Source organism: Burkholderia sp. BCC0405 (assembly GCF_902833075.1).
Taxonomy (GTDB): domain Bacteria; phylum Pseudomonadota; class Gammaproteobacteria; order Burkholderiales; family Burkholderiaceae; genus Burkholderia.
On sequence record NZ_CADFEO010000006.1, the window covers coordinates 310,115 to 324,161 of the forward strand.

Annotated in this window: 18 protein-coding genes and 1 pseudogene; 9 read left to right on the top strand and 10 right to left on the bottom strand. The window is 61.9% G+C overall.

From position 1 onward, the window contains the following. Positions 1-63: 63 nt before the first annotated feature. Positions 64-279 (bottom strand): hypothetical protein, encoded by a 216-nt coding sequence (locus HWX36_RS12520; RefSeq protein ID WP_175952395.1) that lies wholly within the window; start codon positions 277-279, stop codon positions 64-66. A 202-nt stretch (positions 280-481) separates the two neighbouring features. On the opposite strand from HWX36_RS12520, the gene HWX36_RS12525 reads away from it, so the two are divergent. From HWX36_RS12525 to HWX36_RS12535, 4 genes and pseudogenes are all read left to right on the top strand, one after another. Beyond that, positions 482-796, top strand: a complete 315-nt coding sequence (locus HWX36_RS12525) for a hypothetical protein (protein ID WP_175952396.1) — start codon at positions 482-484, stop codon at positions 794-796. Between the two features lie 220 nt (positions 797-1,016). Beyond that, a pseudogene (locus HWX36_RS37760) lies at positions 1,017-1,213 on the top strand (hypothetical protein); the annotation flags it as partial. Between the two features lie 129 nt (positions 1,214-1,342). Further along, on the top strand, positions 1,343-1,765 hold the full coding sequence (locus HWX36_RS12530) for an SRPBCC family protein (RefSeq protein WP_175952397.1): 423 nt from the start codon (positions 1,343-1,345) through the stop codon (positions 1,763-1,765). After that, a complete protein-coding gene (locus HWX36_RS12535) occupies positions 1,758-2,186 on the top strand; it encodes a MarR family winged helix-turn-helix transcriptional regulator (protein ID WP_208457800.1) in 429 nt (142 codons plus the stop codon). Before HWX36_RS12530 ends, HWX36_RS12535 begins: the two co-directional genes overlap by 8 nt. A gap of 410 nt (positions 2,187-2,596) precedes the next feature. On the opposite strand, the gene HWX36_RS12540 is transcribed toward HWX36_RS12535, so the two are convergent. From HWX36_RS12540 to HWX36_RS12550, 3 genes are all read right to left on the bottom strand, one after another. Further along, the gene (locus HWX36_RS12540) at positions 2,597-3,001 is read right to left on the bottom strand and encodes a hypothetical protein (RefSeq protein ID WP_175952398.1); all 405 of its coding nucleotides are present in this window, start codon (positions 2,999-3,001) and stop codon (positions 2,597-2,599) included. Between the two features lie 173 nt (positions 3,002-3,174). Beyond that, entirely contained in the window at positions 3,175-4,413 is a 1,239-nt protein-coding gene (locus HWX36_RS12545) for a dicarboxylate/amino acid:cation symporter (RefSeq protein ID WP_175952399.1), read from the bottom strand. Continuing rightward, positions 4,397-5,059 (bottom strand): GntR family transcriptional regulator, encoded by a 663-nt coding sequence (locus tag HWX36_RS12550; RefSeq protein ID WP_175952400.1) that lies wholly within the window; start codon positions 5,057-5,059, stop codon positions 4,397-4,399. Before HWX36_RS12550 ends, HWX36_RS12545 begins: the two co-directional genes overlap by 17 nt. 150 nt (positions 5,060-5,209) lie before the next feature. On the opposite strand from HWX36_RS12550, the gene HWX36_RS12555 reads away from it, so the two are divergent. Further along, on the top strand, positions 5,210-5,674 hold the full coding sequence (locus tag HWX36_RS12555) for a GNAT family N-acetyltransferase (protein WP_175952494.1): 465 nt from the start codon (positions 5,210-5,212) through the stop codon (positions 5,672-5,674). A 189-nt stretch (positions 5,675-5,863) separates the two neighbouring features. Then, on the top strand, positions 5,864-6,811 hold the full coding sequence (locus HWX36_RS12560; protein WP_175952401.1) for a GlxA family transcriptional regulator: 948 nt from the start codon (positions 5,864-5,866) through the stop codon (positions 6,809-6,811). 100 nt (positions 6,812-6,911) lie between these two features. On the opposite strand, the gene HWX36_RS12565 is transcribed toward HWX36_RS12560, so the two are convergent. From HWX36_RS12565 to HWX36_RS12590, 6 genes are all read right to left on the bottom strand, one after another. Continuing rightward, positions 6,912-7,394: a DUF4440 domain-containing protein gene (locus HWX36_RS12565; RefSeq protein WP_175952402.1), complete on the bottom strand. Its 483-nt coding sequence runs from the start codon at positions 7,392-7,394 to the stop codon at positions 6,912-6,914. A 124-nt stretch (positions 7,395-7,518) separates the two neighbouring features. Beyond that, on the bottom strand, positions 7,519-8,373 hold the full coding sequence (locus HWX36_RS12570) for a DJ-1/PfpI family protein (protein WP_175952403.1): 855 nt from the start codon (positions 8,371-8,373) through the stop codon (positions 7,519-7,521). 153 nt (positions 8,374-8,526) lie between these two features. Continuing rightward, positions 8,527-9,273, bottom strand: a complete 747-nt coding sequence (locus HWX36_RS12575) for an SDR family oxidoreductase (protein WP_175952495.1) — start codon at positions 9,271-9,273, stop codon at positions 8,527-8,529. 216 nt (positions 9,274-9,489) lie between these two features. Next, on the bottom strand, positions 9,490-10,335 hold the full coding sequence (locus tag HWX36_RS12580; protein WP_175952404.1) for an MBL fold metallo-hydrolase: 846 nt from the start codon (positions 10,333-10,335) through the stop codon (positions 9,490-9,492). A gap of 18 nt (positions 10,336-10,353) precedes the next feature. Next, a complete protein-coding gene (locus HWX36_RS12585; protein WP_175952405.1) occupies positions 10,354-10,680 on the bottom strand; it encodes a hypothetical protein in 327 nt (108 codons plus the stop codon). A gap of 6 nt (positions 10,681-10,686) precedes the next feature. Then, positions 10,687-11,229, bottom strand: coding sequence for a sugar ABC transporter (locus HWX36_RS12590; RefSeq protein WP_175952406.1), 543 nt, complete (start codon positions 11,227-11,229; stop codon positions 10,687-10,689). Positions 11,230-11,397: 168 nt separating this feature from the next. On the opposite strand from HWX36_RS12590, the gene HWX36_RS12595 reads away from it, so the two are divergent. The 3 genes from HWX36_RS12595 (at position 11,398) to HWX36_RS12605 (ending at position 13,774) form a co-directional block, all read left to right on the top strand. Continuing rightward, positions 11,398-12,303, top strand: coding sequence for a LysR substrate-binding domain-containing protein (locus HWX36_RS12595; protein ID WP_175952407.1), 906 nt, complete (start codon positions 11,398-11,400; stop codon positions 12,301-12,303). 110 nt (positions 12,304-12,413) lie between these two features. Continuing rightward, on the top strand, positions 12,414-13,217 hold the full coding sequence (locus tag HWX36_RS12600; RefSeq protein WP_175952408.1) for a lipid II flippase Amj family protein: 804 nt from the start codon (positions 12,414-12,416) through the stop codon (positions 13,215-13,217). Positions 13,218-13,261: 44 nt separating this feature from the next. Further along, the gene (locus HWX36_RS12605) at positions 13,262-13,774 is read left to right on the top strand and encodes an AAA family ATPase (RefSeq protein WP_175952409.1); all 513 of its coding nucleotides are present in this window, start codon (positions 13,262-13,264) and stop codon (positions 13,772-13,774) included. Positions 13,775-14,047: the final 273 nt, after the last annotated feature.

Here is a 14,047-nt window from a genome sequence, read left to right on the forward strand (position 1 = left end):
TTGGGGGCCGCGGCTGCCGGCTGTGAAAACCCAAGGACAGCGCAGCTGCCCGATTCGGCAGGTTCAATGCACATCGCTTGCGACGATGGATGCCAACGCCCGATCGCCGTCGCGTTGGGCAGTGTCTTCCGTGGAAAAGATGTCGGTGCTGAATGCGATCAGTTTGAAGCCGGATCCCGCGGCGCGAGGGACCGTGATGCCCCAGTGCCAGCCTCCATCTTGCTGGAACACGTGGAGGGCAGGAGGCGCTTGGGCCAGTGCGGGTGAAGAAGTCGTCATGGCGTGCTCTCCCGTCGTGGGGCGACTGCGGGGCAACTACATCGGACGCGCGAACCCAGTCTACGGACACTTTTGCTGCGGCGCAATATTCGAGTCTCGCGAAAATGCCAACGCATGAATCGCCACAATTTTGAAATACAAATATGCAACGTCGGAGATGACTGGCATATTGATGTGACGATTAGGATTGTTCGGAGGCTTTATGGATCGCAGTTCGCTTGTATGGGCGGGGGTGCCGCATAGCAGCGACGGCGTCGTGTTTCAGATTCGGGTCGGCCGCGGGCTTCAGCGTTTTCATATTGCTCGATCGATTCTCGAGAAGGCGTGCGACCTTGAGCGACTGGCGTCTGACGCACGACAGCTCGAATGTTTTTACGAGCATTTGGCGCCGATCCTGGCAGTCGCGCGGAAGACGCGCTCAAAGGCGAAGGCCGACACGGTGTCGCTGAATGCTTCGGATTTTGTTCGAACGGGGAGTGCCCGGGGCGAGCAGGGGGCTTGGGCGGGAATGCGGTGATTGATAGGGACTGGGATAAATCCAAGGGGATCGCTGCGATCAATACGGGATTCGGCGGCCTCAGCCTGGATATATCGACACCGCTTTGAAAATCCGTTCCATGTGGCCAAAGACGCGGTGCGAGGCCGCTATCGTCACTTGAACGCGTTCACGCAGCGTTTCTATTTGAATCGGACCGCTGCTTAGCCGCTTGGCTTCCACGAATTCCGTCCGACCTCACACGGGCGTCGGGTCGTCCGGTACTCGGATCGCCTTCGCGCGCCGCCTCGGCGCGCGGGTCGGTCGGGCGATCCCCTCCGTGGGCGAGGTGTTCCTGGCTCGCGACGCCGGCCTGATCATGCGTAACCCGTGTCGACCTGCAACCGAACCGTAAAGCCCGAGGACCAGGTGCTCTGGACCATGAAAGACATCCGATAGCACCGCAAATCCCGATCGCGCACAACCTGCACTACGACGCCGGCTACGTGCCAACACACGTATTTGGCTTTGCGCACGGATCCGCGCCGTTATACTATGCGCGCATAGTATTTATCGAAAGGAGCTGACATGTGGTCAATTGAGGTCGTAGGTGAGTGTGCAGCAACCCCGGCGCAGGTCTATAGCATCCTGGCCGAGCCGCAGAGGTGGTCGGAGTGGAATCCTGGCGTCCTTAGAATCGAGATGCACGGCCCATTCCAGTCCGGTACGACGGCAGTGATGGTTCTACCTGACTCGACGACGTTGCCGTTCCGTTTCGAGTGGGTTGAGGCCGACAAAGGCTTCGAGGACGTCACGGAGGTCCCCGACGCTGGCGCGGTTGTTCGCGTTCGGCACGAACTGTCGCCAACGGAACTGGGGACTCGGATTACGTATCGCTGTGAAATCGACGGGCCCGAGCACGTAGCGAAAGAGCTGGGTGAAGCTGTCACTTCCGACTTCGCCGATGTGATTGCTGCCCTCGGCGCACGGGCAGAACTGCTCGGTGAGTAAATCCCTGGAACCTGGCGAAAGCCCAGGTCTGCTTCTGTGGCGCGCGACGCTGAGTTGGCAGCGTCGCATCACTGCTGCACTGAAACCGTTGGGGCTGACCCATGTGCAGTTCGTCTTGCTGGCCAGTACTTGGTGGCTGACGAGCGTTGCCAAGGAGACCCCGAGTCAACGCCGTATCGCCGAGCACGCCAATACGGACCCGATGATGACCTCACAGGTTCTCCGCGCCCTTGCCGAACGAAAACTGTTGACGCGAACGCCCGACCCTTCTGACTCGCGAGCTCAGATCGTTGACGTAACGCCAGACGGGGCGGACCTCGCCGTCCGCGCAGTGAAGGTCGTTGAAGCTGCGGATCGTGCCTTCTTCAAGGCCGTGGACCAACAGGTGCTGATGAGCGTTCTAGGCACCCTAAGTCGATGAATCTGCCCCGTCCGATAGCCTCGCGCACCGGTGCTATTGGGCCCCGAAGGCCAGGAACTGCCGTCGTCACGCATCGGGCGGTTCGTGAAGCGCCTCCGGCACCCGGAGCGGTGGCCGTTGACCTTGTCAGGTGCGGCGCAGGTACTGCTGCATTGTTGCGGGCTTTCGCGCAGTCCCGTGATTGAGCCTCGCGATGAAAGGGCGTCGCTCAATGACCGCATCCCCATGAATGAAAAGCGCTGGCCGGTGAACTGGCCAGCAAAATGGTCCTGGCGATCCGAGGTTGAGGTGTGCCAGGACCGTAGACACTGAACGGCGTGCGCATGCAGCCAGACGGGCATGTCAAACGATCGGTTCCGAAAATCGGGGCTTTTCCGGCCCGAGCTTGCGCAACAATCTGTGATCGCAGTTTAGGCTGGGCTAGCGGATGCGACCAGACGCGCACTCACGCCCGGAAGCTTGAAGGCATCGTAGGGCGGCTTGGGCACGTCCCATGTTGCGATCGTCGCGGCAGTCGGCAGATAGTCGGGATCGGCCGACGCGACCCCGGCCCACACGCCTTGAGACACCTGTCTGCCATGGAGATAAAAGTGCAGCTGACGGCCGGCGCGTTCACAAATACACCTGATTCTCTCCACCGATTGGCCCAATCCTCTAATCCGGGCGACTTGGTCGCGATCCAGTTCGAACATGGCACTCATCACGCCGTCGCAATCGCCAAAGCCAATCATGTTGCTGTCATCAGTCAACGCCCACGTCGGATGCGGCGTGCCTAAGCGCAGCATAAAATAATCTGCAGATTCTGAGCCAACCATACTGTTTCTCCTGCAAATACGCATCGCTCTACTTACTGAAGATCAATAAAAACGAACGTTCATCCAATCCTGTTCGCCTCGCCGTACCTGGATGCTCGAGTGGATGCGCCCCGGCGCCTTGCAACGGGCGGGCGCAACATCGAAGCGCCCTGCACCCGCAGCTTCCGAAGCACCTACACGCTTGCCTGGCGGGTCACGGTTTCTGCGGCGAGACTGTCCGAACCGGAAAGTCTCACCGCAACAGCCGCCGCCGCCGTGCTCCCGTAGACGTTGAGGGCGGTTCTCCCCATGTCGAAAAAGGCATCCACGCCCAAGAGCAGCAGCACCGCATCGGCCGGCAACCCGATCGACGTCAGAACGATGGTGATGGCTACGATCGCCCCGGAGGGCACATTGGCTGCGCCGTCGATGGTGATGATCGTCAAGATCAAAATCGTGATCGCCAGCGGCCAGGACCAGGCAAGATGATATGCGTCGGCCAGATAGCCGACCGCAAGGGCCGTGTAGAGGACCGCGCCGTCGCGATTGAAAATATATGCGAGCGGCAAGATCGTGGACGCCACGCCGTGGGGAACGCCCAATTCAACCAGTTTCTTCAGGTGCAACGGGTAGGTAATTTCAGACGAACGCGTCGTGAAACCCAGGATCAGGGGTTCCTTCACCTTTCTGAAAACGGCGAGCGGCGACTGACCGGAAACGCGAATGACGAGGGTGAGGACAACCGCCAGAATCGCCATGCCGAGATAGGCCACGCCGAGCAGTTCGATAAGCGAGTGCGCGCCGCTAAAACCCTTGGCCGACAACAGCTGCGCGATCGCGGCGAAGATCGCGAGCGGCGACCATGCGATCACCCACTGGGTCATCTTGAACAGTCCCGACAGCAGCGCCTCGAAAACGGCAATCGCAGGCTCGGCCCGCTCCGGGGCAGCCGCCAATGCCGCACCGAAAATGACTCCGAAAACGAGTACCGGGAGGGAGTTCCCTGCAGAGAGTGCAGCGACGATGTTTGCGGGGATCAAATCGACGAGAAATTTCGTCCAGTCGATGCTGGACGCGAGCGCCGTGGGCATCGATCCGGAGTGAATGACGCTCGCACCGAGACCCGGTCGAAATGCAAAGTTGAGCAGCAGGCCTAGCGATGCAGCCAGGCCAGTCATGAGAACGAAGAAGCCGATACTGGATAGTGCGACCTTTCCAAGCCGCTCGCGAAGTCGGCCCGCACGAAAGACCCCGACCGTGACCGACAGGAAGATCAATGGCATGACGACCATCTTGATCGCGTGGCCGAACATGGTGCTTAGAAAGCCCAGCTTCGCGGCAAAGCCAGGGGCAAACACGCCGCAAGCGACGCCCAGGACAAGCCCGCCAAGCATTTGCATCGGAAGGGAAAGCCCCTTATTTTTCGTGTTCATGCCGCGCCTTTAACAGTTTTATCCGTGCGGGCGTACCGTCAACGATGTGATTCCACATATGCTGACGTGCAAGCTCGCCGTTGTTGGCTTCGATTGCGTGAAAGATGTGCAGGTGCTCGATCGTGCCGCGCCGAACGGTTTCGGCGTCGCTCCGCGGGAGTTCGTTCAGCGCCAAGGTTTGAGCCCGCAATAGACCATACGCCGTCGAGATTCGCGCGTTCCTTGCGGCGGCAAACAACGCTTGATGAAACACCCAGCCGATACGTTGCTCGAGCATGATGTCCGCGACGTCCTGGTCAATCAGCGCCTGCATTTTCTCTGCCGCTTCGCGAAGGTCGGCCGTTACTCCCGACCTGGCTGCAAGAAACGCCGCGGTACTCTCGAGCGCCAGCCGCATTTCAAAAATTTCGCGGAGATCGCTCGTCGTCGGCGATGCGACATAGGTCCCACTCTTTTCGATCACGACGACCAGCCCTTCGGACTCAAGCAAATGCAATGCGCTGCGCACGGGCATTTGGCCGAAGCCGAGTTCCTCCGACAGGCCTCGATGGGAAACTTTCTGCCCAGGCGCAAGGCGGCCGTCAAAGATCCTCGATCGGATCTCGTCGTAGGCGAGCGCTGCATCGGTCGAGACTTTCGACGTCATCTGTGATCGCAGTTACCGTATGATTGGAAAAGAGATGGCGGATAGAAAATTACCCTTACTGGTTGCGCCCGGCAACTGCTATTTTTGCCAGCGGGTATGCCGAAAGAGCACCTGAAGAAAATCGGCGTTACGAAGGGAGCTGATAATCAAATGACTTCACAAGATGTGTGCTTTACCATCTGCGCCGTCCGTGCGGAAGAAACTTATCCCCTCCGGGCCGCAATCCTGATGGCCGGAGACGAGGAGGGCAGCGCTTTACACGGAGATCTCGCCCCGACGACAAGGCACTTTGCCGTTCGTGATACCGGCGGCATTGTTGCCGTGGCGTCTGTCTGTAAAGAAGGGCAATCCGGTATTTTGAGCGTTGAAGCCTGGCGCCTTCGCGGCATGGCTGTCCATCCATCGGTACGCGGTCTGGGATTCGGACGCCTTCTGGTCAATCTATCCATTCGCCATGTCCGCGAACAGCATGGATTGCTGCTCTGGTGCACGGCGCGCGAATCGGCATACCCATTCTATGAAATGCTCGGCTTTAATCGCGATCCGGAACCGATTTCAATACGTGGTCGCGACGACATGAGATTCTATTTAATGCAGTTCCAGATCGCATGCTGATTTCCGTCTGCTACCGACGTCAGACAACCTGACGCTGTCTGCGCGATCTGCTTCTGCCTTCCATGTTGAGCCGTCTCCGATTGGGCCGGATCGCAAACGACGCTTTTCCCTCATTTCAGGCCAGGTGGCGCAATTTGAGGGTTCCTCGTAAAATGCGACTTTCCGGGGTTCTCAGTTGATGATTGCGTGATGCATCGAATCGGATTCTTCGTTTGCCGCGGCTACGACGCGCTTGATCTGGGCGGGCCACTGTCGGCCTTCAATCAGGTCGTCACGGCGGCGGGCCATACGCCCTATGATCTCCATGTCATCTCGCAGTCCGGCGGCCCGGTTCCGGGCAATACGGGCGTTTCAATCGAGACGAGGCCGATCGGCAGGCGCACGTTCGACACGGTCGTTTTCGTGGGCGGCGATATCGACCCGATGCAGACACCGGAGAACATCGCCGCCGCCAGAAAACTGGGCGCGCGGGCCGCGCGAGTGGCAAGCGTGTGTACGGGGGCGTTTCTGCTTGCGGAAACCGGCTTGCTGGACGGCTTGAGAGCGACGACGCACTGGCGATACGCTGCTCAATTGCAGTCGCGCTTCCCGCTCACCCGGGTCGAGGGCGACAGTATCTATATCGAGGAGGGCCGCATCTGGACGTCGGCGGGCATCGCGTCCGGAATCGACCTGGCGCTCGGCATGATCGAAAAAGACATGGGCGCGGAAGTGGCGCGCGCTGTCTCCCGGCTCCTGGTGGTTCCGTATCGTCGGCCGGGCGGTCAGTCCCAATTCTCGGCCATGTCGCAGATGGAGCCGGAATCGGATCGCATCCGCATCGCGCTGAATTTTGCGAGGGAACATCTGGCGGAAGCGTTGCCGGTCGAACGGCTCGCCGAGGCCGCAAGTTTGAGTGTGCGGCAGTTCGGGCGCGCATTTCGCCGGGAAACCGGCGAAACACCCGCCAAGGCGGTCGAGCGCTTGCGGGTCGAAGCGGCGCGGCTGCGCCTGCAGGGCGGCAGCGAACCGATCGAACAGATTGCGCTGGCGGTGGGATTCACCGACCCGGAACGGATGCGGCGGGCCTTCATCAAGCTGCACGGGCACCCGCCGCAAGCGATTCGACGCGAGAGCCGCTCGAACGGCGCGCGCTGATCGACCGTCGGCCGCCGGCCGATCAGCGCGCTGCGTGGCCAACCTCCTTCTGACGGACTCGCGGCGCGCCGGGCAGGTCGCTATTCGTTTCGCCGGATGCTCAATGGTCGTCCGTGGTCAGCGGGCCGTCATCGTTCCACATGTCGCGATGCAACTTCCACGCGCCGCCCTCTTTCAGAAAGACGAGAATCTGCTTGCCGCGGTATTTGAGCTTTCCATCGTGGTCATGGATCTCCGCGTCCGAAACTTCCGTCACGATCCGGTCGTTACCGTAGAACTCGTAATTACTGAACGAAACGGTGGCGGGCTTCGATCCGGCATACCCCTTGGTGAAGTACGCGACGATCGCGCTGCTCCCGGTTACCTTGTCGCCTCCGGGCGGCAAAAGCGTGCCGTCGGCGGTGTAGAGGCGGCCGATCGCCTCGTAATCCCCTCGCGCAAAGGCATTCGCCCATCGCGCATTCTCGGCTTTGATGGCCGCTTCGGGCGGACGTTGCGCACCACCGGCAGTCGCCGGCGCAGCAAACGCGAAAAAGGTGATGCTGGCTGCAAGCGCAGCAGTGAAAATACGCGTGTTCTTCATCGAACGGTTTCCAATCGTGGCTTGAATTGAGAGGACTGCGAAAATTGAAGGGTGGGCAGGCAATGTCGGTTGAGGTGTTCGTCCCGGTTTGCAGATGGGCGGGCCCACATTGCCTGCAAGCGTTTCAACGAACGCCGGGTATGCGTGCGAGCCCCCTGGATGCACCGGGCAGTTCCTTGTCGACCATCGCGATGACTTCCGGCCGCGCGTCTCTCGGGTGGCCGGAGTGGAACGGCGGCGCGGGATCATATTCGATCGCGAGCTGCGTGAATTCGGCGGCCTGTTGACCGCGCAGTTTCGCGGCCACGCGCAGAGCGAAGTCGATGCCGGCCGTCACGCCGCCGCCGCTCATGAACCGGCCGTTGTCGTCTTCGACGAAGCGATCGGGCACGGGAATGGCGCCATATTCGGCCAGCTTGTTGACGAAGGCCCAATGGCAGGCGCTTCGCTTGCCCTTGAGAACGCCCGTTGCGGCGAGCACGAGCGATCCGTTGCATACGGACGTCACGTGCTTGGCGCTTTCCGCCAGACGCCGGATCTGCGCTTGATACGCGGGGCGCATCGGCGCCGACAGGTCGGACCCGCCGGGGACCAGGAGCACGTCTGTCCTGTCGATATCGGCCAGCCGCTCGGTCTTGCCGTACACGACGCCGAATTCGAGCGTCACGTTGCCGCCATTGAGGCTCGCATAGCGAACGTTCGTATTCGGTAGCCGATGGAAGATCTCGCTGGGGCCGGCGAAGTCGAGCAGCGTTCCGCCGTCGTAATTAACGATCAGGATATTGAGCGGGTCACTCGGGGCAAGTTCTCCGGCGCTGCCGGTCTGTGCAAGCGCAGGGGTGGCGTGCCCAAGCAGGGCTCCGCCGCCGAGGACGGCGCCGAGCGTGGCGATGCTGCCAAACTTGAGCACATCGCGGCGGGAACGACCGGCCACGGTGAGTGGCTGTCCGGACGGTTTGTTTTCGCTACTGTCGGTCAAGATCATTTCTCCTTGCGCGTCGGCCCTTGTGCGAGCGCAACCAGGCTGGGCCGGATGGAATAACCGCCGCGACGCAATGCGTGGCGGACGTGAGAGCGGATAGGGGGATGAGCCGCGATGACAGGCAGGGCTCGGGAATCGGGCGCCGCAGGCTCAAAGCTGCGAGGCGCCGCCATCGACGACCAGTTCGGCGCCGACGACGTACGAGGATTCGTCGCTGGCGAGATAGAGCGCGGCGTTGGCGATGTCATCGGCCTTGCCCATGCGGCCCACCGGAATGGCTTCGGCGAACTCGGCCTTGCGATCGCGAACCCATTCGTCCGGCATGCCCCACCTCGAGAGCAGCGGCGTGTCGATCGCGCCTGGCGCGATCGCGTTGAAGCGGATTTTCCGGTCGAGAAACTCGTAGGACCAACTGCGGGCAAGCGATCGGACGGCGGCCTTCGCGGCTGCCGTCAACGAGATGCCGTGCTTGCCGGTCTGCGCGACGAACGAGGTATTGAGAATGACCGACGCGCCCTCGCGCAGGTCCGGCAGCACCGCTTGAAGCGTGAACACCACGCCCTTGACGTTGATGTCCATGATCTCGTTGTAGAGCGCGTCGTCGATGTCGTTGGCTGCGGACGGGAACGCCCAGCCGGCGTTCGCGAACACGATATCCAGGCCGCCGAACTTCTCCTTGATCTCGGCGGCGATTGCCCGCATGTCCTGGATCGAACGAACGTCACCCTTGAGAACGAGCGCACGCTCGCCGAGTTCGGCCTTCACGCGCTCGAACACCGTTTCGTCGCGACCCGTCACCGCTACCCGGGCGCCTTCGGCAATGAACAGCTTCGCGGTGGCTAGACCGATGCCGCTGGTACCACCCGTGATTAACGCCGACTTGTTTTTAAGCCTCATTTTCTGCTCCTTTCTCCGTCGTGATTGATCGGGCCGAAAGCTCAAAACGCAATCGCGTTTTTACCTTTCTCGGCTCGATCGTCCACGCGAAGTATGGAACGCGAGGCGAATGGCGCAAAGGTCGAATAACCCTCAAAAAGCGTCACTCGGCTTGATCGGGCGACCAATGGATATCGGCGTTGGACGGCGGCGTCGCACGTCTGGATACGTGTGGCTTCATGCTTCACGCTCGTAAAGCAATTCATATCCTCGACTCGTGCGCTTGACCCGGGCGAACCCGGGCTCCCCCAAATGCATGCCGGCGATCAGGAGCCCGTCCGAGCTGACCCGATCGAGAAGCCGTGATCGGGTGCCTGCTGCCAGCGATGCGTCGTGATCGAAGGCAATCGATACGTCCGGCCGCCGAATCTGGATATGCGGAAAATGAACCACATCCCCCCACACGAGAAGGCCTTGATCGCGGGATTCAAGAACATATCCGGTGTGGCCATCGGTGTGTCCCGGCAGCGGCAGCGCGCCGATGCCGGGGAGCACGTGTCCGTTCTCGAACATGCGAAGCCTGTCGCCATAGGCATCGAACACCTGACGCGCCTTCGCAAAGTTGCCGCGAGCCCGCGCGCTGGCGCGACTGAGGTTTCCGTCGTCCTGCCAGAACCCGACCTCCCGCTGATGCACGACCAGCTCCGCGCTCGGAAACGCGACCTGGCCCGCATCATTCACCAGCCCCCCGACATGATCGGGATGGGCGTGGGTAAGCAGGATGGCGTCGATCGCAGCGGGTTCGATACCGGCACGCACCAGGTTCGTCCGGAGTTGGCCGCCCCATTGCTTGAACCCGCCCGCCCCGCCATCGATGAGCACGGTGCGGCCCGCTCCGCGTACGACGTAGCAGTTGATATGCACTGCAGACGGCTCTTTCTGTCCCGCGTCACGCTGCATGCTCGACGCCTCGTCCGGATCGATATTCGACAGGAAGTCGAGGCTGGCAGTGAGATACCCGTCGCTGATGGCGGTAATCGTGAAGTCCCCGACTTGCTGGCTCGGAAAGGTAAGGGTGGACATCGTGTTTCTCCGAATCGGCTAGTTGCGAGCGTGAATGTTCGACGCGGTGTAACCAAAACACCGAATGCGCGCCGTGAGGCCGGTGCGGCGAGCGATCGCCTGGTCCAGCGCTGCCATGAACCGTTCCATGACCGCTGGTGTGCGAGACGCCCCGTCGCGATAGCGGATGTCTGCGAAGACGGGGTGTCCATGCCCGTGGCGAACCGCCAGAAAAATGACGTGGACGTTGTTGAGCTCCGCCTCGAGCACATGCGTACAGAGTTCGACGCAGTCGCGCGACAACCCGGCGAGATTTTCATCAGCTGGCATTCGCTTCGCATCGATCGAGAAAGTGACGTTCGGCATCGTGGCCTACTCCTGCGCGATCGACAGGGCGCGTGTGCTTGTCAACTGCTGCGTCATCGGCGTGTAAAGGTGAACGCCTTCCGGGCGCGCCTCGACGAGCCGCGCGCGATGCGGTGGCACGACGGCGAGCCAACGTCGCTCCGGAAACTTCTCCAGCGCAACGGCCTGCATGGCCAGCGGTTCGAGGCCCGACCGAATCAACGGATCGGGGCCGACGGCACTCAGTGCGAGGTGTTCACCTTCCTTTACCGCCGGCGCGAGGCCGATATCGTCATAGAGATTCCGATGCCAGTCGGTGATGTGGTGTTGCCACTTCGCGAAATTGCCGCCGCCTTTCCGGCGATATTCGTCGCCGGTCAGGACATCGAAGCCGTCGATCGTGTGGATCGCCAGATAGACAGGGCAACCGCCCGTGATCGCCTGGAACCGCTGCGACGTGTGAAACCCCGTCACCGAGATCAGGGCGGGCAGCTTTTCATGCGTATAGAAGTCGTTCCATTCGGCTTCGCTGTCACGGTCGGCGAAGCTGCATTCCACGGTGTAGATCATGGGGGATTGTCCTTAGGGCAGGATGCACATCCATCCGGGAACGTCCGATGTTCAGTGCAGTAACGTAATGCTAAGCTCGCAATTTCGCGCCATAAAACGAATTAAAGTCAGCCTTCAGTGATATTTTCTCAAGCTGATGGCGAACACACCCTGACCGACACGACGCCCATGTCCCGCAAGATCCCAAGCAATGCCGCGCTCCAGGCGTTTGAAGCCGCGGCCCGACACGGCAGCTTTGCCCGCGCCGCCGAGGAACTGGCGCGGACCGAGGGCGCCGTCAGCCGTCAGATCGGCCGGCTGGAGGCGTTCCTGGGCGTCGCCCTGTTCGAGCGGATCGGCAATCGGGTACGGCTTGCGCCGAACGGCGCGCGCTATGCGGTGCAGGTTCGCGAGATTCTGGATCGGCTCGAACGGGACAGCCTGTACCTGATGGGGCAGCCGATCGAAGGCGCGAGCATCGATATCGCCGCCATTCCAACCTTTGCCACCCGCTGGCTGATCCCCCGGCTGAAACACTTTCAGGACCGGCATCCGAACATCACCGTGCATATCGCCGAGCGGATGGAACCGTTCCTGCTGGCCGGGAGCGGTTTCGACGCGGCGATTCATTTCGCGCATCCGGCATGGGCGGGGATGCATCTGCATCCGCTGCTGGACGAAGTGCTGGTGCCCGTCTGCAGTCCGGCGCTGCTCGCCAGCGCCGGGGCGAGCCCGTCGCTGGATGCATTGCCGCGTCTTCACCGGCGACAAAACCCGGACGCGTGGCAGGCCTATGCACAAGAGTCCGGCATCGTGCTGACCCATTCCGCGGTCGGCGCGCGTTACGACCTTCATTCGATGCTGATCGAGGCGGCGCTGGCCGGCCTGGGTGTCGCGCTGGTGCCGCGCCTTTACATCGACGCGGAGCTCGAGCAGGGCCGCCTGGTCGCACCGTGGCCGGTGGGCACGGCGGTGACGAAAAACTTCTGCCTCGTCCTGCCCGAGCCGATCGAACTGGCCGAGGGGCCGTTGCAGGCGTTCGCGACCTGGATCCTGAATGAAGCGCGGGCCTCGGCGCCACACGGTCGCGCCTGACGCGCGTCGCCAAACTGTTACCGTTGCAAAAGCGGCCTCGTCAGGCCGATGCGCCGGGCGCGGCTTGCGCTCGGGTACACTCGTGATCCCGTCACGCACGCGGCACCAGCATGGACAGTCAGCTTTGGATCATCTGCGGGCTTACCTTCGTCATCCATGTGATCGCGACACTGGCGTATGCGGTGCGCATCGCCGGCGTTCGCACGCGTCGCATTGCGTTGTCGTTTTCGTTGTTCGGGATCATCGCGCTGGTGTCGCGAACGGCCAATTCCTTTCAGGGGCCGTTCATCGCGAAACGGGTTGAAATGGACATCGCGCACCGGATGGGGAGCGGATTGCTGGCCGACTTCCGGTGGTTCCTGCTCGCCGCCACCGCGGCGACCATCGCCGGGTCGTTCCTGATCCCGACGTTCCAGCGTTATTTCAGTCGCGCTGTCGAACACTTCCAGGTGAACCGCTCGATTCCCCGCCTGCTGCTGCACGCGTGCAGTCGTGCGGGTATCAACTATCTCCGCGTCGGCGCACGACTGCCGTCCAGCCAGAACGTCACGCAACTGACCGCGAACATCGGCGTGTCATGGGGCGTCATTGCGCTGAACGTTGCCGCGATGGCGATCTGGACGGTCGGCGTGTTCGCGTCGCTGTATGCGGGCTATCTGAAACCCGACCTGCGAGTGACATGCGCGAACCTGTCGTCCGTCATCAACGGATTCGCGACCGTCGTGCTGGCGGTCGTCATCGACCCGCAGGTTTCCGTCATGACCGACGACGTCATCGAAGGGCGGATATCGGAGAACAGCTTTCGGCGCGCCATCACGACACTCGCGCTCGCGCGCGTGCTCGGCACGGTGTGCGCGCAGGCGGTGCTCGTGCCGGCCGCGCTCGTCATCGTGCGCGTCGCCGAGCTGATCTAGCGCGGCAACCGGGCAACCGGCAATCTCACCAGCGGACCATCGCCATGAAACCCGTCGCTGTCGTATTGCACGGCCCGACCAGTGCAGGAAAGAGCAGTCTGGCGCGGGCGCTCCAGCAAAGTTCGGGCGTGCCGACGTTTCACGTGTCGCTCGACGCGTTCGTCGAAATGTCGCGCCGGCGTGACATGCGATCGGACGAAGAACGGAATCAGGCGCTGAGACTTCACCTGCTCAACCTGCAGTCGACGCTCGCACGGATCGCGGCCAGCCATTTCGAGATCGTGCTGGACCTCGTGCTTCGGGATTGGTCCGCGCTCGACGAGTGCATCGCCGCGCTGTCGCCGCGACAGACCTTCGTCATCGGCGTGACGTGCCCGCTCGACATCCTCGAGCAGCGCGAACGCGCGAGACCGGATCGGGGCGAAGGCATGGCTCGATCGCAGTTCGGGCATCCGGCGTATTCACGTCCGTACTCGCTGCGCATCGACACGTCGACCTGCACGCCGGAGGAAGGCGCGCGCCGCATACGTGCGCACGTCGACGCGCAGCGCGAATGATCGTCACCGGATGGGGGCCGGGCAGTCAGTGAGCCTTCTCCTTTAAACTCGCCGGCACTGAAGCGCGTCGGCCCCGCGGATTATGTCGTCGGCGCGCGACAAATGGCATTGTGCCGACACGCGGGGAATTCTCGATGAAACCGATTCCGGAGTTTTTATGCCGATCGCCATTTATTCACGTTTCAAACGGATTGCCGTGTTGACGCGGCGGCCAGCGCGGCTCTGGCGGGTGAACGGGCGTTGCCGCCCCTTCGTGTCCAGGCAGGGGATTCA

Bases quoted from the DNA above. Each gene is read 5' to 3' on its own strand.
- HWX36_RS12520 (WP_175952395.1), bottom strand. From the start codon at position 279: ATGACGACTTCTTCACCCGCACTGGCCCAAGCGCCTCCTGCCCTCCAC.
- HWX36_RS12525 (WP_175952396.1), top strand. From the start codon at position 482: ATGGATCGCAGTTCGCTTGTATGGGCGGGGGTGCCGCATAGCAGCGAC.
- HWX36_RS12530 (WP_175952397.1), top strand. From the start codon at position 1,343: ATGTGGTCAATTGAGGTCGTAGGTGAGTGTGCAGCAACCCCGGCGCAG.
- HWX36_RS12540 (WP_175952398.1), bottom strand. From the start codon at position 3,001: ATGGTTGGCTCAGAATCTGCAGATTATTTTATGCTGCGCTTAGGCACG.
- HWX36_RS12545 (WP_175952399.1), bottom strand. From the start codon at position 4,413: ATGAACACGAAAAATAAGGGGCTTTCCCTTCCGATGCAAATGCTTGGC.
- HWX36_RS12550 (WP_175952400.1), bottom strand. From the start codon at position 5,059: ATGACGTCGAAAGTCTCGACCGATGCAGCGCTCGCCTACGACGAGATC.
- HWX36_RS12555 (WP_175952494.1), top strand. From the start codon at position 5,210: ATGACTTCACAAGATGTGTGCTTTACCATCTGCGCCGTCCGTGCGGAA.
- HWX36_RS12560 (WP_175952401.1), top strand. From the start codon at position 5,864: ATGCATCGAATCGGATTCTTCGTTTGCCGCGGCTACGACGCGCTTGAT.
- HWX36_RS12565 (WP_175952402.1), bottom strand. From the start codon at position 7,394: ATGAAGAACACGCGTATTTTCACTGCTGCGCTTGCAGCCAGCATCACC.
- HWX36_RS12575 (WP_175952495.1), bottom strand. From the start codon at position 9,273: ATGAGGCTTAAAAACAAGTCGGCGTTAATCACGGGTGGTACCAGCGGC.
- HWX36_RS12580 (WP_175952404.1), bottom strand. From the start codon at position 10,335: ATGTCCACCCTTACCTTTCCGAGCCAGCAAGTCGGGGACTTCACGATT.
- HWX36_RS12585 (WP_175952405.1), bottom strand. From the start codon at position 10,680: ATGCCGAACGTCACTTTCTCGATCGATGCGAAGCGAATGCCAGCTGAT.
- HWX36_RS12590 (WP_175952406.1), bottom strand. From the start codon at position 11,229: ATGATCTACACCGTGGAATGCAGCTTCGCCGACCGTGACAGCGAAGCC.
- HWX36_RS12595 (WP_175952407.1), top strand. From the start codon at position 11,398: ATGTCCCGCAAGATCCCAAGCAATGCCGCGCTCCAGGCGTTTGAAGCC.
- HWX36_RS12600 (WP_175952408.1), top strand. From the start codon at position 12,414: ATGGACAGTCAGCTTTGGATCATCTGCGGGCTTACCTTCGTCATCCAT.
- HWX36_RS12605 (WP_175952409.1), top strand. From the start codon at position 13,262: ATGAAACCCGTCGCTGTCGTATTGCACGGCCCGACCAGTGCAGGAAAG.